This is a genomic window from Vibrio tetraodonis, assembly GCF_003350295.1.
GTDB classification, from domain to species: Bacteria; Pseudomonadota; Gammaproteobacteria; order Enterobacterales; family Vibrionaceae; genus Vibrio; species Vibrio tetraodonis.
On record NZ_QLYY01000015.1, the window covers coordinates 124,558 to 148,331 of the forward strand.

Sequence of the window (23,774 nt, forward strand, 5' to 3'; positions counted from 1 at the left end):
ATCCTTGTTTGATGTTTTCCCAACACATCAAACAAGCGAGGACCGAATCATAGCAAACTCGTTAACTCTGTAAAGCCTTTTCTGGTAATTTTGAATTGAATGCTGGCTTTTTGGACAAAGAGGCAAGGAATGAGTATTAATCTAGTAAAGATGCGTTTATTTTCTCTTAAATTTCATTCTCTTAGTGGTTTTTTTATTCTTATATCTAGGCTTTGGTCATGACTAAGAGTAACCACAACCACCCGAATTGAACATACTTTGACGATATTGAAGGGTAAAAAACGGCCCAAACTGGTTAAATAGTCGTTTTTTTAGTCTAGATATCAAGGAAAGTAGACTGATTAAGTTAAAAACGAAACTTACAGTTTATTTCCCTTTCTTTACATTGCTTGACGTTTTTATAGTGGTTTAGCGATTAGACTATATGCAGCCTTTTGAATTAGAACTTAATCATGAAAAAAATAATTACTTTAAGTCTCGTTTTTCTATCTCTCTCTAGCACTGTGTCAACAGCGCTTGCTCGAAATGGCCAAATGCAGGCTATTACTGTTGTTACAGAGCAGGTCCAAACGCATGAGGTATCTCAGTCATTAACCTTGGTGGGGAAAGTTGATGCGAAACAATCAGTCGTCATCTCACCTGAGGTAACTGGTCGAGTCAATAAAATTGCTATAAAAGCGAATCAGCAGGTTGAAGTAGGCCAGATGCTTATTGAACTAGACGATGATAAGGCCAAAGCCAGCATCGCCGAAGCTAGCGCTTATCTTGATGATGAATTACGTAAACTTAAAGAATTTGAGCGTCTGGTTAAAAGTAATGCGATTACCCAAACCGAGATAGATGCTCAAAAAGCAAGTGTGACAATTGCAAAGGCTCGTTTAGATGCTGCTAAGGCTGATTTGAGTGATTTACACATCAGAGCGCCTTTTTCTGGAACGGTAGGCTTTATTGATTTTAGTGTTGGAAAGTTTGTCACCGCAGGAGATGAATTAGTATCACTGGATGACTTATCGGTAATGCAACTTGATCTGCAAGTCCCTGAGCGCTATTTATCACAGATTTCAAAAGGCATGAGTGTATTAGCGACTAGCTCTGCGTGGGGCAAACAAGAGTTTAAAGGCCAGGTTGTCGGCGTTGATTCAAGAATTAATCAGGAGACGCTCAATCTAAGGGTACGAGTTCACTTTGATAATACCAATGGGCAACTTAAGCCAGGAATGTTAGTAACGGCCACTATGGCGTTCCCATCTATTAAAGCGCCAATTATCCCAGTGCAGTCTCTTGAATACTCAGGCACTAAGCGTTTTGTTTACATAGTCGATGAGAAGGGCAATGCCAATCGCACCGAAGTCTTTTTAGGGGCTCGAATTGGTAATCAGGTAGTGATTGAACAAGGGGTATCGATTGGCGATAAAATCGTTGTTCAAGGCATTGTCAATATGCGCGATGGTGTGACGGTTAGCGAGCTCGCAGAGGTGGCCTCCAAAGAGAAACCCACACAGAAAGGGGATCTCTAATGTGGTTATCCGATGTTGCTGTTAAACGTCCTGTTGCTGCAGTGGTGTTAAGTTTGCTTTTATGTGTGTTCGGTATTGTCTCTTTTAACAAGCTCGCTGTGCGTGAAATGCCCGATATTGAAAGCCCGGTTGTTTCAATTAGCACTCGATATGAAGGAGCATCTGCCACCATCATTGAAAGCCAAATCACTTCAGTGCTTGAGGATCAGTTATCTGGCATTAGTGGTATTGATCAAATAGAGTCGACTACGCGAAATAGTATGTCGAGAATTATGATTACTTTTGAGCTGGGTTATGATCTGACGACTGGTGTCAGTGATGTTCGCGATGCGGTCTCTAGGGCGCAGCGCTCGTTACCTGATGAAGCCGATGATCCTATCGTTTTTAAGAACAATGGCTCCGGAGAGTCCTCTTTATATATCAATTTAAGTTCCTCTGAGATGGATCGTACCCAGTTGACCGATTATGTTGATCGTGTACTGCTTGATAGGTTTAGCTTGATATCCGGTGTCAGCTCGGTTGAGGTATCGGGCGGGTTATATAAGGTGATGTATGTCAGGCTCAAACCTGCCGAGATGGCGGGGCGCGGAGTAACGACAACGGATATTACCACTGCGCTCAATAATGAAAATATTGAGAGTCCTGGTGGAGAAGTGCGAAATAACCAAATAGTTATGTCTGTGCGAACAGCTCGCAGTTATAGCCAAGCAGAAGACTTTGAATATTTGGTGGTTAAACGAGCCAGTGACAATACGCCCATTTATCTCAAGGATGTCGCTGATGTGTTTATTGGCGCAGAAAATGAGAGCTCAACGTTTAAAAGTGATGGTGTGGTTAATGTCAGCATGGGAATTGTGCCTCAATCTGATGCTAATCCACTTGAAGTAGCAGATCGCGTCCATGAACAAGTCGAGAAAGTTCAGAAATTTTTACCCAAAGGGACGCACCTTGCCATCGACTATGACTCGACTGTTTTTATTGAACGCTCTATCACAGAAGTTTACAACACCTTATTTATTACTGGTGGTCTAGTCATTCTGGTTCTGTACATATTCATCGGTCAAGTCAGGGCAACCTTTATCCCTGCTGTTACCGTGCCAGTTGCGCTCATTTCATCCTTTATTGCTGCGTATTATTTTGGCTTCTCAGTGAATCTCATCACCTTGATGGCTTTGATTTTATCCATCGGCCTGGTCGTTGATGATGCTATTGTGGTGGTGGAGAATATTTTTCATCATATTGAGCGAGGAGAAAAACCGCTTCTGGCAGCCTACAAGGGCACTCGAGAGGTTGGATTTGCTGTTGTCGCCACTACCTTGGTTTTGGTTATGGTTTTTCTGCCTATCTCCTTTATGGATGGTATGGTAGGTTTGCTTTTTACTGAATTCTCGGTGTTACTTGCAATGGCTGTCGTGTTTTCATCTTTGATTGCTTTAACTTTAACGCCAGTGCTCAGTAGCCATCTGCTGAAAGCCAATGTAAAACCAAGCCGATTTAACTTGTACGTTGAATGTCTTTTCTCGCGCTTTGAAACGGGTTATCGAAAAGCCCTTTTGAAAGCTTTGAAATGGACATGGGTTGCGCCCGTTATCATTATTGGCTGTGTTGCAGGAAGCTGGGGGCTGATGCAGCAAATACCTTCACAGTTGACACCATCTGAAGACCGTGGTGTGGTGTTTGCTTTTGTACGAGGAGCTGACGCAACCAGTTACAACAGGATGGCCGCAAATATGGAAGGCGTCGAAGAGCGCTTGCTGCCCTTATTGGGAGAGGGTTTTCTTAAGTCATTTAGTATTCAGTCGCCTGCTTTTGGTGGAAACGCTGGTGATCAGACTGGGTTTGTGATCATGATCCTTGATGATTGGAACGAGCGGGATGTCACGGCCTCACAGGCTTTGGCTGAGGTGAAAAAAGCGCTTACAGGTATTGCTGATGTGAGGATCTTCCCCTTTATGCCCGGTTTTCGTGGTGGCTCGAGTGAGCCAGTCCAGTTTGTTTTGGGGGGCGCCGATTATGCAGAACTTAAAACTTGGGCTGAAAAGCTCGAACAGATCGCTGAAGCTTCTCCCATGATGGAGGGCGCAGACATTGATTACTCGGAAAGAACGCCAGAATTGGTCGTGAATGTTGATAAACAGCGCGCTGCCGAGTTAGGCATTAGTGTTGCGGATGTTTCTGACACGCTTGAAATCATGCTTGGAGGTAAAAGTGAGACGACCTTTGTCGAGCGAGGTGAAGAATATGATGTCTATTTGCGAGGTGATGAAAACAGCTTCAATAATGCCACCGATCTTAGCCAAATCTATTTAAGAACCAGCTCCGGCGAATTAGTGACCTTAGAGGCAGTGACTCAGATTGAAGAAGTTGCGTCATCGATTCGTTTATCCCACTACAACAAACAAAAATCTATTACGATAACGGCCAATTTATCTGAGGGCTATACCCTGGGTGATGCGCTGGATTATTTGGACCAGCAAGCAATCACGATGTTGCCAGGTGATATTTCGGTAAGTTATGCGGGAGAGTCTAAAGACTACAAGGAAAATCAATCCAGTGTGCTTTTGGTGTTTGGTTTGGCTTTACTGGTTGCTTATCTTGTTTTGGCTGCTCAGTTTGAAAGTTTTATCAATCCCTTCGTTGTAATGTTTACCGTACCTATGGGGGTGTTTGGTGGCTTTATGGGTTTACTTGTGATGAGCCAAGGACTCAACATTTATAGTCAAATAGGAATGATCATGCTGATTGGTATGGTGACTAAGAATGGCATTCTCATCGTTGAGTTTGCTAACCAACTTCGCGATAGAGGTTATGCCTTTGAGAAGGCCATTATTGATGCTTCTGCCCGTCGTTTACGCCCTATTATGATGACTGCCTTTACCACCTTGGCTGGTGCGGTGCCACTTATCCTTTCTAATGGCGCTGGTTATGAGAGTCGAGTAGCGGTCGGTACCGTTATCTTCTTTGGTATGGGGTTTGCCACTTTGGTGACTTTGTTTGTGATCCCGGCTATGTATCGACTTATCTCGGTATCGACTCGAGCACCAGGTTATGTTGAAGCGGAGCTAAACAAGGAGCTCAGTCATGATGTAAAAACGCGGAGCTCTCATTAAATCTAGCTTAGCCCCTTTTATTAACCGAAAGGGGCTTTCGCACTTGATTAGCTATAGTTGACCGAATAGCGAGTAGGCTTGTGGTTCATCGCCAACACTATATTAAGTAAAACTGCTCCAACAACGGATAAACCTATGGTTGTCGGTGAAACGAAAAAGCATGAAGTGATAAGAATACAGAAGTCGATAGCAAGTTGACACTTACCTACTGAAATACCGTATTTGTCTTGAATAAATAAACACAGCACATTGAATCCACCCAGGCTTGAACGGTGGCGAAATAAAATGAGCATACCTAATCCCATTAACAGCCCTCCAGCAACTGCGCAGTATACGTCATTGATGGTTTCAAGACTGATCACTAGATACAAGTGATCAGATAATACCGATACTAAGACACCAGAAATGATACTACTCATAGCAAATCTAGGGCCAAACCGCCTCAATGCCAGCAAATAGAAAGGACAGTTAGTCATAAAGTAAAGTGTGCCAAAAGATAGCGGGATGAATTGATTGAGCAAAAGGGCTAAACCCGTGGTACCACCAGTCAACAACTCTCCTGACTGGAGGAAAAAAATACCCTGGGCGACAAGAAATGTTCCAGTGAGGATTGCTATCCAGTCTTCTTTTGGTGAATGTTTATCCATGATATAAAAACAAAATAATAATTAAGGGCGGCATGATAGTGAAAAAGATACTATTTCGGTAGCTTGGGTAGTAAATTTCAGGTAAACCTATGTAGATATTGTTTTACGGGCTGTATAGAGAAAAATTGACACTTTTGTTATTCATCAGTTTTTTTGGCAACATCGGGTGACACTTTGTTGTTCTGCATGAAAAGTCTTCATAAGAAAAAGTATAACTTTCTCTTTATGGCTATGATCAAATTATGTAGAATGCGCGCTATTAACGTGATGCAAACGTTTGCGCGAGTCGGTTGCGCAGATTATTAGGGTCATTCTTAGTTTTTCAGTTTAAATCTGAGTCAGGAGATACAGATGCTAAAGCGTGATATGAATATCGCAGATTATGATGCGGAACTGTTCGCAGCGATCCAAGAAGAAACTCGTCGCCAAGAAGAGCACATTGAACTTATAGCGTCAGAGAATTATACCAGCCCACGAGTGATGGAAGCTCAAGGTTCTCAACTTACCAACAAGTATGCAGAAGGTTACCCTGGCAAACGCTATTATGGCGGCTGCGAATATGTGGATAAAGCGGAAGCTTTGGCTATTGATCGTGCGTGTGAGTTGTTTGGTTGTGCTTATGCAAATGTTCAGCCTCATTCTGGTTCACAAGCAAATAGTGCTGTTTATATGGCGTTGTTAAACCCAGGTGATACTGTGCTTGGAATGAGCTTGGCGCACGGCGGTCACTTGACTCACGGTTCACCGGTTAACTTTTCTGGTAAGCATTACAACATCATTCCTTATGGTATTGATGAAGCCGGTCAAATTAATTATGACGAAATGGAGTCGCTAGCTTTAGAGCATAAACCGAAAATGATCATTGGTGGTTTCTCAGCCTACTCACAAATTGTTGATTGGGCGCGCATGCGTGAAATTGCTGATAAGGTTGGTGCCTACTTATTTGTTGATATGGCACATGTAGCAGGCCTAATCGCTGCTGGCGTTTATCCAACACCAGTTCCGCATGCACATGTGGTTACAACGACAACCCACAAAACGCTTGCCGGACCGCGCGGTGGCTTAATTCTTTCTAACGCCGGCGAAGAAATGTACAAGAAGCTGAATTCGGCAGTATTTCCGGGTGGGCAAGGCGGCCCATTGATGCATGTTATTGCTGGTAAGGCTGTCGCGTTTAAAGAGGCGATGGAGCCTGAGTTTAAAGCATACCAAGAGCGTGTGGTTAAAAATGCTAAAGCTATGGTTGCCCAGTTCCAAGAACGTGGTTATAAAATTGTCTCAAATGGCACTGAAAACCATCTCTTCTTAGTTGATTTGATTGATAAAGATATTACCGGAAAAGAAGCGGATGCTGCTTTAGGTTCAGCTAATATTACGGTGAACAAGAACTCGGTACCTAATGATCCTCGCAGCCCATTTGTTACATCGGGGATCCGTGTTGGCTCGCCAGCGATCACACGTCGTGGGTTTACAGAGGAAGATGCGAAAGAACTGGCTAACTGGATGTGTGACGTACTAGATAATATTGATAATCAGGATGTTATCTCAGCGACCAAAGCAAAGGTTCTTGAAATCTGTCAGCGCTTACCTGTATACGCGTAACCTAGTTATTACTCTGTTTTTTTAAGACATGGCCTCCTAATGGAGGCTTTCTTTTTGCATTGAAATTCGTCCAAGCAATCCCGTTAGTGGCTTATTGTTCTCTGTTTGTGCTTAGTAAAGTTAATCAACCCTAGAAGTTTGCAACTATACTCATCTTTGTTCATATTGATATTTTGATGTTCGAGTATAAGGGGGAGTGAATGCGACCAACGAAATCGAATTTAGATTCTTTGATTGGCAAGGATATTGACATGGATATACGTTTGACATGTCAACCTGAGCATAGCGACTCCGGATATCTAGAAAAACAGTTTGGGGTGACTTTAACTCTGTCCGACGGAAATGTGGTTTTGGCGCGTGACGACTCATCCGTTGATGCTGGAACTTGGGTACCATATGCTGAAACTAAGGCTGTTGTTGGACGTTATCGAGGAGGCGGTGTTGGTTGGATTGCATCAGGGCCGTTTAGTGGCTGTGAAATGGCGGTGGGAGTTGACAATGCACTAGGTAAAGTGTTCGCAGCCCACATAGCTAAACAAAGCGGCTCTACAGCGCCTGGAGACTATCGAAAGTTTCGTTTACATAATGAAGCAAGTGAGTTTTACTGGAATAGAATTCCCATGCCTTTTGAAGATAGGTACTCTTGTGCGTACGTTTTTGTCATTTGCTCGCAGGACGGTATTGTTTCTATGAATTCGCTAGAAGTAGCGACGACCAGTATGGGAGGCAGCAACGGTAAGATATTATCAGTTAGAGCATTCAAATAACGCCGTTGCTGGGCAGACTGGTTAACTTACTTATTTTGAAATACTAAGCAGAGTGCCAGACTTGCACTTGAACGAGTAGTACTTTCGACTCTCGCTGAACTTGCCCAGACCTTCACCGTGGCAATAATCGATATTAATATCACGCATGGTTTCCAGAGTGTCTTCACTGGTCAGAGCAAACTTAGAGCCATCTGCACAAACAATACGAACGCGGCCATCATCGCTTACAGAATATAGTTCAACTTCAGTATTACATAATTCAAAAGAAGCTTCACGAAAGTTATCTTGTTGAGTATTTGATGCACAACCTGCTGTCACTGCAGTGATCGCTAGAGCAATAAAACCTAGTCTTTTCATAATCATCCCTTGGAATAAAAACAGTTTTAGTATTATTAGAGCTAAGCCTATAGAAGAGTGTTGTCTCATTCAAGAAGTGAACAATAAAAAGGGCTAATTGATTCAATTAACCCTTTTATAGTGATGCTTTTATTGTTGTAGCTTAACGCAGTGAGTTAACCTACTTCTATCCCTTGAGCTTGTAGGTCTGCATGGTAAGAGGAGCGGACAAAAGGCCCACAAGCTGCGTGGGTGAATCCAAGGTCCAGTGCAATTTCTTTTAACTCATCGAACTCGGATGGCGGTACATATCGCTCAACAGGAAGGTGGTGACGGCTTGGCGCTAGATACTGACCTAGAGTCAACATAGTTACACCGTGAGCTCGAAGATCTTTCAAGACTTCGATAATTTCTTCTTTTGTTTCGCCAAGCCCCATCATAAGTCCTGATTTAGTCGGAACATCAGGGTGCTGCTGTTTAAATTTCTGTAGCAGCTGTAGAGACCATTTGTAGTTAGCTCCTGGGCGAGCTTTACGGTACAGGCGAGGAGCCGTCTCTAGGTTATGGTTGAAGACATCTGGTGGATTGTCTTTCATCAATTCGAGAGCAACATCCATTCGACCTCTAAAGTCAGGCAGTAGAGTTTCAATTTTGATATTTGGATTCTTTGAACGGATCTCACGGTTACAGTCAGCGAAATGTTTGGCACCGCCATCACGAAGATCATCGCGGTCGACAGAGGTAATAACTACGTATTTGAGTTTCATGTCTGATATGGTCTGGGCCAGTTTTTGAGGCTCATCAGCTTCAGGGGCAACAGGGCGGCCATGTGCGACATCACAGAATGGGCAGCGACGAGTACAAATAGCACCAAGGATCATGAAAGTAGCGGTTCCATGGTTAAAGCACTCAGCTAAGTTAGGGCAAGACGCTTCTTCACACACAGAGTGAAGATTGTTCTTACGCATTGCTGATTTGATCTCTTGAATGCGTTGACTGTCAGCCGGTAGCTTGATTTTCATCCAGTCAGGCTTTCGCAGAATTTCTTTTTGCTCAGTAGGCATATTCTTGACTGGAATTAGAGCCATCTTATCAGCGTCGCGATACTTAACGCCTTTTTCCATTTGGATTGGTTTACTCATGCTTTATTACTTCTCTTTGCTTCTCAACGCGTAGGAGAGGCTTCTGTGCTGAATTCAACTTGCTCATAATCAAGCAAAGTGACAAGTTCTTCGACTAGTGTCGTCTCAACTTGGGCAAGATCTGTTGGTCCACCAAGTTGGCTCATTTGAACCATTTCCATACCCGCATAGCCGCATGGATTAATACGCAAAAAGGGTGACAGATCCATATTCACGTTGAGAGCTAAACCGTGAAATGAACAGCCTTTGCGAATTCTAAGGCCCAAAGAGCAGATCTTTTTACCATCAACATAGACACCTGGTGCATCTGGTCGTGCTGCCGACTCTATATTGTAATATTTTAGTGTTTTTATCACGAGTGTCTCAATTGTCGTGACAAGATCTCGTACACCGAGTTTTTTACGACGAAGGTTAATCAGGAAGTAAGCCACTAGTTGACCTGGCCCATGGTAGGTAACTTGCCCACCTCTATCGCTTTGTACGACGGGGATTTCACCAGTATTGATTAAGTGCTCTGCTTTGCCGGCTTGACCTTGAGTAAAAACAGGGTTGTGTTCAACAAGCCAAACTTCGTCACAGGTTTCCTCTGTTCGAGAATCTGTAAACTCATGCATGGCTCGCCAAATCGGTTCATAGTCCTGTTGGCCCAAGTGCTTAACAACAAGCTGGTTGTGCATTCCTAATCCTATCGTCAGTTAATCAGGTTTACGGAGTATAAACTGGTTCGGTTCATGTAACTATATGTAAGTAAGATATTTTTAACCCTCTGAAAAGTAGAAGATTTATATCTATCTGATATATATAAATAAAGCAGCCTTGTGGCTGCTTTTAAATTTATTTGATTAAATCAAATAAATTTACAAAACCATACGAACGATATCAATCTCACCGAGCTCTTTGTAGAGAGTTTCCACTTGTTCAATAGATGTTGCTGTAATTGTAATAGAAACAGAGTGGTAGTTCCCTTTAGCGCTTGGTTTGACACTCGGACTATAGTCACCTGGAGCATGTCGTTGTATGACTTCAAGTACTTTCTCTGGTAACTCAGGCTTAGCATAGCCCATGACTTTATAAGTAAAGGAACATGGGAACTCAAGCAGATCTTTTAGTTTTGCATCTGAGTTAATAGTCAACATTTTGAAACTCCAAATTGGATGTCATTTAGCCAGCGCGAAATAGTACTGCTATTCAACTTAAATCTCAACAGGCCATAAAACAAAGAAAGCCGCTTTGTGCGGCTTTCAAGTTATGGAAGCTGGGAAGATTAAAACATGCTCTTGAATAACATGACGATATAATCCCAAAGACGACTGAATAAGCTTCCTTGTTCTACGTCTTCGAGAGCAAGGAGTGGGTATTCAGCGACATCTTCGCCTTCTAGTTGATAGTATAGCTTACCGACAACATCGCCTTTCTTAATTGGTGCTTCGAGCTCTTTTTCCAAAACGAAACTGGCCTGAAGATTTTTAGCCTGGCCTCGAGGAAGGGTTACATAGGTGTCTTGATCAAGGCCAAGCGCTACAGTGTCTTTATCACCCATCCAGACTTTTTCTTCGACAAAAGTTTCACCAGATTTGTGTGGTGCAACCGTCTCAAAGAAGCGGAAACCATAGCTTAGTAGCTTTTTACTCTCAGATTTACGTGCATTGGCATTTTTAGTCCCCATGACCACAGCGACCAAACGCATTTGTCCTTCGGTTGCTGAGCTCACCAAACTGTATCCGGCATTACTTGTATGGCCAGTTTTAATACCGTCTACATTCATGCTTTTATCCCACAATAAACCGTTGCGGTTATATTGGGTAATGCCGTTATAGGTGTACTTTTTCTCCGAATAAATACGGTATTCATCCGGAACATCTCTAATTAGAGCTTGGCCCAATAGTGCCATATCGTAAGGCGTTGAGTATAGATTCGGGTTATCTAATCCATGTACGTTAGCAAAATGGGTATCCTTCATTCCTAGGCTGTCTGCCCACGCATTCATCAAATCAACAAACGCATCTTCTGATCCCGCAATGTGCTCGGCCATGGCGACGCAGGCATCATTTCCAGATTGAACAATAATGCCGCGATTTAAGTCTTTCACTTTGACTGTGGTGCCGACTTCAATGAACATTTTCGATGAATCAGGGAAGTTTTTTGCCCACGCATTTTTGCTTATAGTGACATCGTCATCGGGTGAGATGTTTCCACGTTCTAATTCTTGACCAATGACATAACTCGTCATCATTTTGGTTAAGCTTGCAGGTGATAATTTGGTATTCATCTCATGCTCTGCGAGTATTTTACCTGAATGGTAATCCATCAGAACATAGCCTTTAGCTGCAATTTGAGGCGCATCAGGTACGACGATAGGTGCGGCGAAAGAAGATGATGCGAAGGTTGCAGAAAGCGCAATAGAAGAAGCAAAAACGGATTTGATTAGCGTTGTTTTTTTCATATTGACTACAGGTTTTAATTAACTGTCCATATCTTAACAGAAACAATCTCTCAAGCCAGTGTAAGACATGCCTCACACTGGTTTGAGGACTACAAGGATTTTATAAAGGCACTTGAATAGCCCATGAGTTTAACTTGTTCTAACGTTTTTTGCGTCAGCATATAGTCATCAAATGGACCCAAAAAGACACGATGGATATTATTGTCTGAATTGACGTAACTCTTTACTGAAAGGTTTTGACTCAAATCTTTAGCTAAAGTTCGCACTCTGTCTTGGTGTTTTGATGAAGCGACTTGCACGACAAATTTAGGTATCGATTTTTGCTTGTGTTGAGCCGTGGGTTTTTCTACTGAAATAACTTCTAGTTTTATATTAGCGGTCCCTGTGCGAATGACTTCAAGCTTAGTTGCAGCTGCATAGCTAAGGTCGATAACGCGCCCTGGGTGGAAAGGCCCTCTATCGTTGACTCTAACAATGGCTGTCTTCCCATTGTCTTTGTTGGTCACTTTGACATAACTTGGAATGGGTAAAGTCTTATGAGCGGCTGACATCGAGTACATGTCATAGACTTCGCCATTAGACGTAAGATGACCGTGAAACTTTTTGCCATACCATGAAGCAATACCCTCTTGAGCAAAGCCTTGAGGCTCCTTAATGATGGAGTAGTGTTGACCTCTTAGGGTATAGTCACGATTTCCGCCTACACTATATGGCTCGTATTGAGGGTGTGCGTCTTCAATATGATCAACCGAAATGGGGGCGTTTGGCGCTAGATCATCTTCTATTGAATAACGCTGTGACGGAGAAGAAGAGCAGCCAGCCAAAAAAACGGTAATAGCGCAAAGTATACCGATCAGGACATTTTGAAAAATCATTTATGTTGCCTTAGAGAAAGCTTTCCTATGAGTGTGTATAGACATTAATATGCCAAAGCCTGCCATCAGGGTAACCATGGAGGTTCCACCGTAGCTAATGAGTGGTAAGGGTACTCCGACTACAGGTAGGATACCACTAACCATTCCTATATTGACAAAAACATAAACAAAAAAGCTTAAAACTATACTACCAGCCATCATTCGGCCAAAAGCTGTTTGCGCTTTACTGGCTAAAACCAGACCTCGGCCAATGATAAACAAATATAAGCTGAGCAAGGTCAAAATCCCGATTAATCCCCATTCTTCTGCAATAACAGCAAAAATAAAGTCAGTATGCCTTTCTGGTAGAAATTCTAATTGAGATTGGGTACCTTGTAGCCAACCCTTGCCTGATATACCTCCTGAGCCTATTGCGATCTTACTCTGAATAATATGGTATCCAGCTCCCAGAGGATCTGATTCAGGGTTAAAGAGTGTTCGGACCCTGACTTTTTGATATTCCCTCATCAGAAAAAACCACAGGACAGGCAAAAAGGCCCCAAGGCTACAAACCGCAGCGAAGATAATTTTCCAACTGATGCCAGCTAGGAAGATAACGAATATACCAGAAGCAGCGATCAGTATCGAAGTCCCCAAATCTGGCTGTTTAGCAATAAGAATGGTCGGAACACAGACCATTACTAGCGACAGTACTAAGGTTTGAAAGCTTGGTGGAAGCGAGCGTTTACCAATAAATCGTGCCACCATGAGAGGAACGGCGAGTTTTAAAAGCTCTGAGGGCTGGAATCGCACGAAACCAAGGTTTAGCCAGCGCTGAGCACCTTTAGAGGCTTCGCCAAAGAACAGTACACCAAGTAGCAATAGAACACCGACTGTAAACATGAGTGGGGCCAGAGTCTCATAGGTACGAGGTGGTATTTGAGCAAGCAAAACCATAATGCCTAGTGATAGAGCCATACGCATAGCTTGACGGTCCATCATGCCAAGGTTTTGACCACTTGCACTGTACATGACGACAAGACCGAAGCCCATGAGGACTAAAATTCCGAGTAAAAGGGGGAGATCGAGATGGAAGCGCTCAAATAGAGCTCGATTCTGGCCTGTGGATGGATCAAAATCCATGATTATTTTGCCTCTTCTTTTTCTTTGACTAACACTTTATCAAAGACTTTTCGTACTAGAGGGCCACCTTGTGATGAGCCTCCTCCAGCATTTTCTAGTACAACAGTGACAACCAATTTTGGTGAGTTGAGCGGTGCAAAACCAGTAAATAGAGCATGGTCACGTAAGTGTTCAGCAATTTCGTCAGCATTGTATTCTTCATCTTCACCAAGGCCAAAGACTTGAGCAGTCCCTGACTTTCCAGCACTGACATAAGCTGTGTTATAAAATGCTCGACGAGCAGTGCCTTTTTTCCCGTGATTAACTAGACGCATACCTTCAATCGCTAAATCCCAAAAACGGTTTTTAACTCCTGTAATAGGTGGGTAGGTTTCTACTTCTGTTAATACTTGATCTTCGAATGGTTGACCGTTATCAACGGTGCCTCTTAGCAAATGAGGAGGCATGACCTTGCCTCGATTAATCAATACTGAGGTTGCTTTTGCGATTTGCATTGGCGTCGCAGTCCAATATCCTTGCCCTATGCCAACAGGTATGGTGTCTCCTTGGTACCAAGGTACGCGATGTCGCGCTAATTTCCACTCCTTGGTTGGCATGTTAGCTTTACTTTCTTCATAGATATCAATACCCGTTTTATCTCCAAAGCCAAACATCATCATCCAGTTCGAGATGCGGTCAATGCCCATATCGTAGGCGATTTGATAAAAAAAAGTGTCGACGGATTCTTCAATTGATTTGACTATGTTGACTTTTCCATGCCCCCAGCGTAACCAGTCTCTAAAAGGTTTGGTTTTAGAATTGGGGATTTTCCAATAGCCCGGATCGTTACGTGTGGTATAAGGAGTGATCACGCCTTCTTCAAGTGCTGCAACGGCCATTAAAGGCTTGATAGTGGATGCAGGCGGATAAATGCCTAAAGTGGCTCTATTCACTAAGGGACGATTTTTGTCGTTAAGTAAAGCGCTATAGGCTTTGGTAGAGATTCCATGTACAAAGGCATTTGGGTCATAACTAGGGCTGGAAACCATGGCTAAAACGCCGTTATCATTGGGGTCAAGTACTACCACACTACCTCTGCGTTCAGAGAGTAACTGGTGGATATAAAGCTGAAGGTCAATATCTAAATTGAGTACAACATCTTTCCCTGGTGCTGGCGGAATGTATTTAAGTGTGCGAATAATACGGCCACGACTGTTGACTTCTACTTCTTGGTACCCAGCGGTGCCATGTAATAAGTCTTCATAGTAACGCTCGACTCCGAGTTTGCCTATATCTCGTGTGGCTTGGTAATTACCCTCTTTACCTTCCCTAGTCAGTTTATTCATGTCTTTGTCGTTGATCCGAGACACATAACCAATGACATGGGTGAGTACTTCACCGTAGGGGTAATGCCTTTTGAGGTTTGCATTTACTGTAACCCCAGGAAATTTGTGCTGATTGACAGAAAACTTGGCAACTTGGTCTTGGGTCAATTGTGTCAGAATCGGCACAGACTTAAACCGACGCGCATGACGTCGCTCTCGTTCAAAGCTTTCAACTTGCTCGGGAGTAATGTCGAGATATTTTCTTAGTCCTTCAATTGTCCCAGACATATCTTTAATTTTTTCTGGGATAATTTCCAAGCTGAAAACAGGGCGATTTTCCGCTAGTAATTTACCATTACGATCGTAAATTAATCCCCGATTAGGGGCGATAGGTACAATTTTAATCCGATTGTCGTTGGAGCGAGTTTTGTAATCTTGATATTGATTAATTTGAATGTTGTAGAGGTTGGCAACTAAGAGACCAACCATAGTGATGATTCCAATGAAAGCGATGATAGCACGACTTTTGAATAGTTTTGCTTCTGCTTGGTAGTCTCTAAACCGGGTGCGCTTTCGTAACATTGGCTACTTATTCTCGGTGATATGGGTGATTGGCGGTTATGCTCCAGGCTCTGTATAGGCTTTCTGCCATAATTATTCTTACTAACGGATGTGGCAGAGTTAGTGCAGACAGCGACCAACTTTGGTCGGCGGCAGCTTTGCAGGCAGGAGCTAGCCCTTCAGGCCCGCCAATAAGGATAGAAACGTCTCGGCCATCGAGTTTCCAACTCTCAAGTTGTTGGGCTAATTGTGATGTGTCCCACTTTTTACCGGGAATATCTAGCGTAATAATGCGATTGCCTTTCGGTACTGAAGCTAGCATAGCTTCACCCTCTTTTTGCAAAATTCTTGCAATATCAGCATTCTTTCCCCGTTTTCCTGCAGGAATTTCAACTAGCTCCAACGGAATATCATGAGGAAAACGACGTTTATACTCTAAAAAGCCATCTTCAACCCATTTGGGCATTTTAGTGCCAACTGCAATCAGTTGTAGCTTCATTTTTAGCCCCAAAGCTTCTCAAGTTGATAAAGCTCACGCTTTTCCTCTTGCATGACATGCACTATTGTACTGCCCATATCGAGCACCACCCATTCTCCTTCGACATCGCCATTAACGCCAAGTGGTTCAATACCTGCACTCTTTGATTCTTTCGCTACGTGTTCCGCTATTGAGTTTACATGACGTTTTGAAGTTCCAGTACAAATAATCATGTAGTCGGTAATCGATGACTTCCCTCTGACATTTAAGGTCTGTATGTGTTGCGCTTTCATATCATCAGCTTTATCGACTAGAAAATTATTCAGTTTTTCAAGTTGCAAGTTGTTGTCCTCTTTGTATTGTTTAATCAAAGCGGGAAGTATATCACGCTTTTTATAGCTCAACCTGTGGTAGGCATATCTCAGCACTTAATTGGTGTAATAATGGCCAACAGGATGTCTCATATTGAGTTTTAGAGATTATTTCTGCTTTGGCAATTAACTGCATTAATCGCATTATTTTATTTTTTGATAGCCGATTTAAGGCGCTGGAATATAAAGGTCGTTTTGATTGCCAAATTTTATGAGATTCGAATATTGCACCTATAGGTTGAAGTGACATTTTACCTTGCATAGTCAAGAGCAACGTCATCTCTTTTTGAATGGTTCTTAGAAGTATCGTTGGCTCAATATCTTCCGCTTGTAATTGGAGAAGTATCCGCTGGCTACGTTTCGCCTTGCCCATGAGTAGAGCATCGGCCCATTGGAAAGCATTATAATGGTTACTTCGGCTAAGAGACTCTTCTAATCTGACTAAGTTTAGTTGTCCATCAGGGTAGATAAGAGCCAGCTTTTCTAAGCTCTGCACTAATGCAAACAGATTACCTTCATGCCACTGAGCTAGCAGCTGAATAGCTTCGGCGTCAGGCTGCAGTTTCATTTTTCTGCAGCGTGCCTGCACAAATTGCGGCAGTCTGCTGATATCAGGAGAAAGGCAGTTGACCCAGCACCCTTTAGTTAACAATGCTTTAAACCATTTGGCATTTTCTTGTGCCTTGGTTAGCTTGCTGCCGATGAGGACCAAAACGATATCATTATGTAGAATATCAATCAGGTTTAATAACCCATTAGAAATACCTGTATTTACGCCACTTTCAGGTAACTCTAACTCAATTAATTGGCGTGATGAGAACAAGCTCATGCTTTGACAGCACTGATAGAGTAACTCCCAATCGAAATTTGTATCAATAGCAAACCGGTGGCGCTCTTCAAAACCTTGATGATAGGCCGCTTCTTGGATAGATTGACGTGACTCTTGTAACAGCAGAGGCTCATTGCCAAACAGTAGATAAACGGATTGAAGTTGTTTGCTCAGTTGTTCTGGAAGCCTCTCAGCGAAAAGACGCATAATGTGATTACTCTGTACTTTCTGTCTCTTGAGCGGTGTCATTAACTTGCTCATCAAATGAGTCAAGCTCTTCTTGTGTCAGTATGTGTCCTGCTTTGATATCAGTACGTAAACGAGCCATTTGACGAATAATCTGGCCAGTAGCAAATTGACGCATTTCGTCTTCGATCATGTCTCTTTCAACCGATTTTGCCAAAGCGGTTAATGGGTTTTCTAAGTAACTGCGGCTTACGCTAGTCGAGAAGGTTTTATCACCTAAATCAGGGATAGTTACTCTGTATGTGGCAGTAAAAGTAAGCTCTTTTTCTGCCGCGGTGGTATTTTGGTAAAGGGATAAGTTCCTTTCTCCCAAGCCTTCACCGACGATATGCAGGTTGGGAACACCTTCTGATGGCGGAACGACATTTACTTCATTAACGCGTAATTGTGATTTCATCATGCGAGTGAAAGTGCTGTACTGATCGTAACTGGTGAGTGAGAGTGTCCCGAGCTCCTCTGGGATTGAATAATCTCCCCTAAGGTGAAAGCCACAGGCCGACAATAAACTTGCGCTAAGGATAACGCTGACAATTTTTATAAAAGATACTGGAGCTAGGCGCATTGGTGAAACTTTCTCAGTTAGTGGAATACTTATCTTAATCTACTCAGTGAATACATTAAGATAAGTAAAGCAGAGTAAGGTATTTACTCTGCTTAAAGTTAGATTTAAGATTAGTTTGCTACTATGTTCAATAGCTTACCTGGAACATAAATCACTTTACGTATGGTATTGCCTTGTGTGAACTTGGTAACGTTTTCATCGCCTAGAGCAAGCTTCTCGATATCATCTTTCGCTATGTCTGCGGGTACCGTGAGTTTCGCGCGTAGCTTACCATTGACCTGAACAATAATAAGTTTTTCGTCTTCAACTAATGCCTTATCATCATGTTTTGGCCAGACCGCGTTATCGATGTCAGATTCACCTAACGCGGTCCACAGTTCGAATGAGATATGTGGAGTGATAGGGTAAAGCATTACAACAACCGCTTTAAGAGCCTCGTCAAGAATGGCGCGATCTTGCTCAGATTCCTGAGGTGCTTTCGCTAGTTTATTCATTAACTCCATGATGGCTGCAATTGCCGTATTGAAGGTTTGACGGCGAGCGATATCATCTGTGACTTTAGCAATCGTTTTATGTACATCACGGCGTAGAGATTTTTGGTCACCAGATAGAGCCTGAGTATCAAGAGGTTGAGAGTGTCCCTGTGATGCATGCTCATTGACCAGCTTCCAGATACGTTTTAAGAAGCGATTTGCACCTTCTACTCCAGACTCTTGCCATTCTAATGTCATATCTGCTGGAGATGCGAACATCATAAACAAGCGCACTGTATCTGCACCGTATTTATCGACCATTTCTTGTGGGTCTATACCGTTGTTCTTTGACTTAGACATTTTGATCATGCCTGAGTGTTCAACCTCACGACCCTCGTTGTCTTTTGCAGAGATAATGCGGCCTTTACCGTCACGCTCAACTTTTACATCTGTTGGAGCAACCCATTCAGTGCCGCCTTTCTCGTTCTCATAAGAGAACGCATCAGCTAACACCATTCCCTGACATAGCAGTCGTTTGAATGGTTCGTCAGACGTTACGTAGCCTGCATCACGCAGCAGTTTGTGGAAGAAGCGAGAGTAAAGTAGGTGCATACAAGCGTGCTCGATACCACCTATGTACTGGTCGACCGGCAACCAGTAGTTTGCTTTGTCTGGGTCTAGAATATCATCCGCTTGTGGTGAGCAGTATCGTGCATAGTACCAAGAAGACTCCATGAAGGTATCGAAAGTATCGGTTTCTCTCAGCGCTGGTTGACCATTGAAAGTGGTTTTGGCCCACTCTTTATCTGCTTTGATTGGGCTTGTTACACCATCCATAACCACATCTTCAGGCAGAATAACTGGTAATTGCTCTGCTGGTACAGGATGGACTTCACCATTTTCTGTGGTGACCATTGGAATCGGTGCACCCCAGTAACGTTGACGCGATACGCCCCAGTCACGTAGACGGAAATTAACTGTCTTTGTTCCTTTTCCTTCCGATTCTAGTTTAGCGGCGATGGCATTAAATGCCGCTTTGAATTCAAGACCATCGAACTCATCTGAATCGAACAGCACGCCTTTCTCAATGTATGCTTCTTCTGAGATATTTAGTTCGCTTCCGTCAGAAGGTTTGATGACAGGAATAATATCTAAGCCATATTTAGTTGCGAACTCATAGTCACGTTGATCGTGTGCAGGAACTGCCATTACAGCGCCTGTCCCATAGTCCATTAGTACAAAGTTAGCGACGTAAACTGGAACTTCTCGGCCGTTCAATGGATGGATAGCAGTAAGGCCAGTCGCCATACCTTTCTTCTCCATTGTTGCCATTTCAGCTTCTGCTACTTTGTTGTTCTTACACTCATCGATGAAATCGGCTAGCTCAGGGTTTGTTTTGGCGGCTTCTGCAGCCAGAGGATGGCCTGCAGCAATACCGACATAAGTCACACCCATCAGTGTATCTGGGCGAGTGGTGTAGACTTCTAGATCTGCTTGACCTTTAACTTCAAACTTAAGCTCTACACCTTCTGAACGACCAATCCAGTTACGCTGCATGGTTTTAACCATTTCTGGCCAGCCATCTAACTTATCTAGATCATCGATCAGTTCCTGTGCGTACTCAGTGATCTTGATGAACCATTGAGGGATCTCTTTTTGCTCAACGACTGCGCCCGAACGCCAGCCGCGTCCGTCCACAACTTGTTCGTTTGCAAGAACCGTCTGGTCTACTGGATCCCAGTTAACCGTTGACATTTTCTTATAAACTAGACCTTTTTCGTAAAGCTTAGTGAAAAACTCTTGCTCCCAACGATAGTACTCAGGTGTGCAAGTAGCAAACTCGCGACTCCAGTCATAGCCGAAGCCCAGCAATTTCAACTGGTTCTTCATGTACTCGATATTTTCATATGTCCAAGGTGCAGGTGCAGTATTATTTTTAACTGCTGCATTTTCTGCAGGAAGACCGAATGCATCCCAACCTACAGGCTGCATGACGTTTTTGCCTTGCAAGCGTTGGAAGCGAGAGACCACATCACCGATAGTGTAGTTCCGTACGTGGCCCATATGCAGTCGACCGCTTGGGTACGGGAACATAGAGAGACAGTAGAATTTTTCTTTGTTTGGGTTTTCGCTTACAACAAAGGTTTTGTTGTCATCCCAGTGCTTTTGAACTTTTTGTTCAATGTCTTGTGGATTGTATTGCTCTTGCATCGATGATATCCGGTTATCTTGGAAATTGTGAGTTCAGTTAGAACAGACATAAATAGATCGTCATAGAATACCTAAAGGAGAGGAGCACAACAATAGCTTACTCTGTTCAATTGTTAGAAGGAGGCCACTATGTCTAAAAGCAAATCGGGTTATGAGGAAATGTTTGAGGATGTGGTCGAGGTGCTCAAGCATAGTCCTGATGAGATTAATCGGGTATTAGAAACCTCAGAAAAGCTTGTTGAAGCAGCTAACGACATGACCAAAGATGAGCTTGCTCTGGTATCTGCCTATGTGAAATCAGATTTAAAGGAATTTGCAGAAAGCTTTGAAGAATCAAAAGCTGGGCCATTTTATTTGATGATTGCAGATTCAATATGGCAAGGGTTACTGGATATTACTGATAGAACGAAAGTTGAATGGGTTGAATTGTTCGATGATTTGGAGCACCAAGGCTTATACCAAGTAGGTGAAGTGATAGGTTTAGGTGTGCTAGTCTGCGATGAGTGTGGGCATAAAACTCAATATAATCACCCAACAGTTGTTATTCCCTGTATAAAATGCGGCTGTACGGGCTTTAGCCGCCAGGCATTAAAACCATAGTTCTATAATTATTGCCAAGGGCTAAGTGATTACTTAGCCCTTGGGTTTGTTCTAGTCTTTGAGTCGCCAGCCTACAACTAGACTGAGTAATACCCAAATATAGAGTGGCCATGTGCCAAATTTATGGAAAGGAGTCTGACCCTCTGTGGATGTGACCTCGGTTCGCAGGACATGAGTTTCAAACTGAGGGATCTGAGCGATTACTTTTCCTCGATAGTCAGTCACTGCGGTCACGCCGTTATTTGTGGAGCGAATCACTGGCTTAGCTAGCTCGAGTGCGCGCATACGTGCAATCTCCATATGCTGTAGTGGTCCAATCGACTTGCCAAACCATGCATCATTAGATAGCGTCAGAATGAAATCCGTGTCCTCGGTTACGTTTCGACGGACTTGTTCATTAAATATGATTTCGTAACAAAGAGCAGGAGCCATATGGCGACCATTTGCTACTATGTTGGGTTGGATAAAATCGCCACGACTAAAGGATGACATGGGTAAGTTAAATAGCGGAGCGAGTGGCCTTAAGATATCCTCAAAGGGGACAAACTCGCCAAATGGCAATAGGTGATGTTTGTGATACCTCTGGTGCATATTGAGGCTATAGTCACCATAATTGGTTTGACCTAATGTCAGGATACTATTGAAGTATTTGCCATTTTCATCTTGGTTAAGGACACCAGTCACTATGGCGCTACTATTTAACTTACCAGCTGAATCTAGGTTGCTTAAATAGGACGGTATCTCTAACTCAAAAGCAGGAATCGCGGCCTCAGGCCAAATAACAACATCGGCATCCCAATTCTCTCTGGTAAGGTCAGTGTACTTCATTATTGTTGGCCAGCGCTGCTTGGGCAGCCATTTTTTCGCTTGATCTACATTACCTTGAATTAGAGCCAGTTTAGTGGAACTTTCTGGGTTAGGTGTTACCCAGTGAGCGGAATTTAGGCCGAAACCAGTAAACAATATAGTGGCTGGAATGAGTATGTTCATCCATTTTTTACTGACCATTGCGTAGGCTATTGAACCAGCAGAGATGATAAGTAATAGAGTAATAAGTTCTACGCCGCCGATGGGGGCGAAATTACCCAACGGGCTATCGATTTGGCTATAACCTAGCCATAGCCACGGAAAGCCAGTCATCACCCATCCTCTTAGCCAATCGCAGCATAACCATATAGCAGGAGCAGCGAGAAGAAAACGAATTCGGTTATGACGGCCGAAATAGCGGTTTAATGCCCAAGTGAAGAGACCGGAATAGGCTGCAAGATAGCCTATGAGCAGAGACATAAGAAATACGCTGGCAATTTTAGGCATGCCGCCAAACTTATCAATGCTAATATGTACCCAGCTTATTCCAGTGGCAAACTGGCCGATTCCCCATGCATATCCAGTCCAAAGTGCAGCGCGGCTGGATTGGTTGTGGATTAACATCAGTAAAAGTGCAGGGCTGATAATCGCAATTGGCCATAGTTGGTAAGGAGCAAAAGCGAGTGTGGTAAGAGCGCCAACAAAAACGGCCGCGAGCGGCCGTTTGAGGCGATGAAAAAGTCTTTTTAACATCGTTATACTATCTAATCGAGTTTGGGTTACTCTTCTGCTGGCTCAGGAAGAGGCTCTTCATCGGGTATGGTTACCTGCAGCTGTAAAACGCGTCGGTTGTCTGCTGAGGTTACTTTGAAGCTGTATTTCTCAATTTCGACCACCTCACCGCGTGAAGGTAGATGACCGAACGCCGTCATCACTAAGCCACCGACCGTATCGACTTCCTCATCACTAAATGAGGTATTGAAGGTCTCATTGAATTCCTCAATAGTAGTTAATGCTTTGACAGCATAGGTGTGTTTGCTCAGCTTGCGAATATCTAACTCTTCTTCATCGTCAAATTCATCTTCAATATCGCCGACAATTTCTTCCAGAATATCTTCAATGGTTACAAGGCCAGAAACACCACCGAATTCATCTACCACAATTGACATGTGGTATCGTTCCTCTCGGAACTCTTTCAGTAGGCGATCAACGCGTTTACTTTCTGGAACCACTACTGCAGGGCGAATGACTTGTTCGATATCAAAAGGAGCGCAGCCTGAGCCTAAATACTTAAGTAAGTCCTTCGCTAGGAGGATACCTTCAACATGATCTTTGTCTTCACTAATGACAGGGTAGCGGGAGTGCTGAGCATCGGTAATTAAGTGAACGAGTGCGTCAAGGTCGTCACTGCGATCAACGGTTACCATTTGTGAGCGAGGGATCATGATGTCGCGCACGCGCATCTCGGCAATTTCCATAACGCCTTCGAGCATGTCTCTAGTGTCATGGTCTATCAGATCATTTTCTTCTGAGTCTCGAAAGACTTCTACCAGTTCTTGGCGGTCTTTCGGATCTCCTTGAAATAGTTGGCCAAGGCGTCCAAAGAAGGACTTTCTACTCGGACCTTCAGATTTCTCTTTCTTACCCTCTGGAGAAGAGGGCGAATTGTCTTCGTTCATTTTTTCTCATTTAAGTCACGCTATCAGATGTGTGATAGCACACATTAGTAGAGCTTGATATTAAAATGTAACCAACGGAATGTTTGTTACAC

21 protein-coding genes are annotated in these 23,774 nt (G+C 43.3%); 5 read left to right on the top strand and 16 right to left on the bottom strand.

Translation table 11 applies throughout. The features are described from left to right. Nucleotides 1–452: 452 nt before the first annotated feature. Together DPF90_RS11800 and vexH are read left to right on the top strand one after the other, a co-directional pair. On the top strand, nt 453–1,517 hold the full coding sequence (locus DPF90_RS11800; RefSeq protein ID WP_114786539.1) for an efflux RND transporter periplasmic adaptor subunit: 1,065 nt from the start codon (nt 453–455) through the stop codon (nt 1,515–1,517). After that, a complete protein-coding gene (gene vexH / locus DPF90_RS11805) occupies nt 1,517–4,627 on the top strand; it encodes a vibriobactin export RND transporter permease subunit VexH (protein WP_114786540.1) in 3,111 nt (1,036 codons plus the stop codon). The genes DPF90_RS11800 and vexH overlap by 1 nt, the downstream gene beginning before the upstream one ends. Nucleotides 4,628–4,674: 47 nt before the next feature. On the opposite strand, the gene DPF90_RS11810 is transcribed toward vexH, so the two are convergent. Continuing rightward, complete coding sequence (locus tag DPF90_RS11810) at nt 4,675–5,274, bottom strand: YitT family protein (protein WP_114786541.1); 600 nt, start codon at nt 5,272–5,274, stop codon at nt 4,675–4,677. 351 nt (nt 5,275–5,625) lie between these two features. On the opposite strand from DPF90_RS11810, the gene glyA reads away from it, so the two are divergent. Together glyA and DPF90_RS11820 are read left to right on the top strand one after the other, a co-directional pair. Further along, the gene (glyA, locus tag DPF90_RS11815) at nt 5,626–6,876 is read left to right on the top strand and encodes a serine hydroxymethyltransferase (protein ID WP_114786542.1); all 1,251 of its coding nucleotides are present in this window, start codon (nt 5,626–5,628) and stop codon (nt 6,874–6,876) included. Between the two features lie 200 nt (nt 6,877–7,076). Further along, nucleotides 7,077–7,643 carry a hypothetical protein gene (locus DPF90_RS11820; RefSeq protein WP_114786543.1) on the top strand — a complete coding sequence of 189 codons (567 nt, stop codon included), beginning with the start codon at nt 7,077–7,079 and terminating at the stop codon, nt 7,641–7,643. 30 nt (nt 7,644–7,673) lie between these two features. Here DPF90_RS11820 and DPF90_RS11825 read toward each other — a convergent pair whose 3' ends face one another. From DPF90_RS11825 to leuS, 13 genes are all read right to left on the bottom strand, one after another. Next, entirely contained in the window at nt 7,674–8,000 is a 327-nt protein-coding gene (locus DPF90_RS11825; protein WP_114786544.1) for a hypothetical protein, read from the bottom strand. 155 nt (nt 8,001–8,155) lie between these two features. After that, nucleotides 8,156–9,121: a lipoyl synthase gene (gene lipA / locus DPF90_RS11830; RefSeq protein WP_114786545.1), complete on the bottom strand. Its 966-nt coding sequence runs from the start codon at nt 9,119–9,121 to the stop codon at nt 8,156–8,158. 23 nt (nt 9,122–9,144) lie between these two features. Beyond that, nucleotides 9,145–9,798, bottom strand: a complete 654-nt coding sequence (gene lipB / locus DPF90_RS11835) for a lipoyl(octanoyl) transferase LipB (protein ID WP_114786546.1) — start codon at nt 9,796–9,798, stop codon at nt 9,145–9,147. Between the two features lie 180 nt (nt 9,799–9,978). Then, entirely contained in the window at nt 9,979–10,257 is a 279-nt protein-coding gene (gene ybeD, locus DPF90_RS11840) for a DUF493 family protein YbeD (protein ID WP_114786547.1), read from the bottom strand. A 128-nt stretch (nt 10,258–10,385) separates the two neighbouring features. Beyond that, entirely contained in the window at nt 10,386–11,564 is a 1,179-nt protein-coding gene (locus tag DPF90_RS11845) for a serine hydrolase (RefSeq protein WP_114786548.1), read from the bottom strand. A gap of 89 nt (nt 11,565–11,653) precedes the next feature. Then, nucleotides 11,654–12,439 carry a septal ring lytic transglycosylase RlpA family protein gene (locus DPF90_RS11850; RefSeq protein ID WP_114786549.1) on the bottom strand — a complete coding sequence of 262 codons (786 nt, stop codon included), beginning with the start codon at nt 12,437–12,439 and terminating at the stop codon, nt 11,654–11,656. Then, nucleotides 12,440–13,561 (bottom strand): rod shape-determining protein RodA, encoded by a 1,122-nt coding sequence (gene rodA / locus DPF90_RS11855; protein ID WP_114786550.1) that lies wholly within the window; start codon nt 13,559–13,561, stop codon nt 12,440–12,442. A gap of 2 nt (nt 13,562–13,563) precedes the next feature. Next, a complete protein-coding gene (mrdA, locus tag DPF90_RS11860; RefSeq protein WP_114786551.1) occupies nt 13,564–15,447 on the bottom strand; it encodes a penicillin-binding protein 2 in 1,884 nt (627 codons plus the stop codon). Between the two features lie 7 nt (nt 15,448–15,454). After that, nucleotides 15,455–15,925, bottom strand: coding sequence for a 23S rRNA (pseudouridine(1915)-N(3))-methyltransferase RlmH (rlmH, locus tag DPF90_RS11865; RefSeq protein WP_114786552.1), 471 nt, complete (start codon nt 15,923–15,925; stop codon nt 15,455–15,457). 2 nt (nt 15,926–15,927) lie between these two features. After that, nucleotides 15,928–16,245, bottom strand: a complete 318-nt coding sequence (gene rsfS, locus DPF90_RS11870; protein WP_114786594.1) for a ribosome silencing factor — start codon at nt 16,243–16,245, stop codon at nt 15,928–15,930. Between the two features lie 52 nt (nt 16,246–16,297). Then, a complete protein-coding gene (gene holA / locus DPF90_RS11875) occupies nt 16,298–17,311 on the bottom strand; it encodes a DNA polymerase III subunit delta (protein WP_114786553.1) in 1,014 nt (337 codons plus the stop codon). A gap of 7 nt (nt 17,312–17,318) precedes the next feature. Continuing rightward, complete coding sequence (locus DPF90_RS11880) at nt 17,319–17,912, bottom strand: LPS-assembly lipoprotein LptE (protein WP_114786554.1); 594 nt, start codon at nt 17,910–17,912, stop codon at nt 17,319–17,321. A 110-nt stretch (nt 17,913–18,022) separates the two neighbouring features. Next, the gene (gene leuS, locus DPF90_RS11885) at nt 18,023–20,596 is read right to left on the bottom strand and encodes a leucine--tRNA ligase (RefSeq protein WP_114786555.1); all 2,574 of its coding nucleotides are present in this window, start codon (nt 20,594–20,596) and stop codon (nt 18,023–18,025) included. A gap of 129 nt (nt 20,597–20,725) precedes the next feature. Here leuS and DPF90_RS11890 point away from each other — a divergent pair, with 129 nt between their 5' ends. After that, nucleotides 20,726–21,196 carry a zinc ribbon-containing protein gene (locus DPF90_RS11890; RefSeq protein ID WP_114786556.1) on the top strand — a complete coding sequence of 157 codons (471 nt, stop codon included), beginning with the start codon at nt 20,726–20,728 and terminating at the stop codon, nt 21,194–21,196. A 51-nt stretch (nt 21,197–21,247) separates the two neighbouring features. Here DPF90_RS11890 and lnt read toward each other — a convergent pair whose 3' ends face one another. Then, entirely contained in the window at nt 21,248–22,756 is a 1,509-nt protein-coding gene (gene lnt, locus DPF90_RS11895) for an apolipoprotein N-acyltransferase (RefSeq protein ID WP_114786557.1), read from the bottom strand. A gap of 26 nt (nt 22,757–22,782) precedes the next feature. Continuing rightward, entirely contained in the window at nt 22,783–23,682 is a 900-nt protein-coding gene (gene corC, locus DPF90_RS11900) for a CNNM family magnesium/cobalt transport protein CorC (RefSeq protein ID WP_114786558.1), read from the bottom strand. Nucleotides 23,683–23,774: the final 92 nt, after the last annotated feature.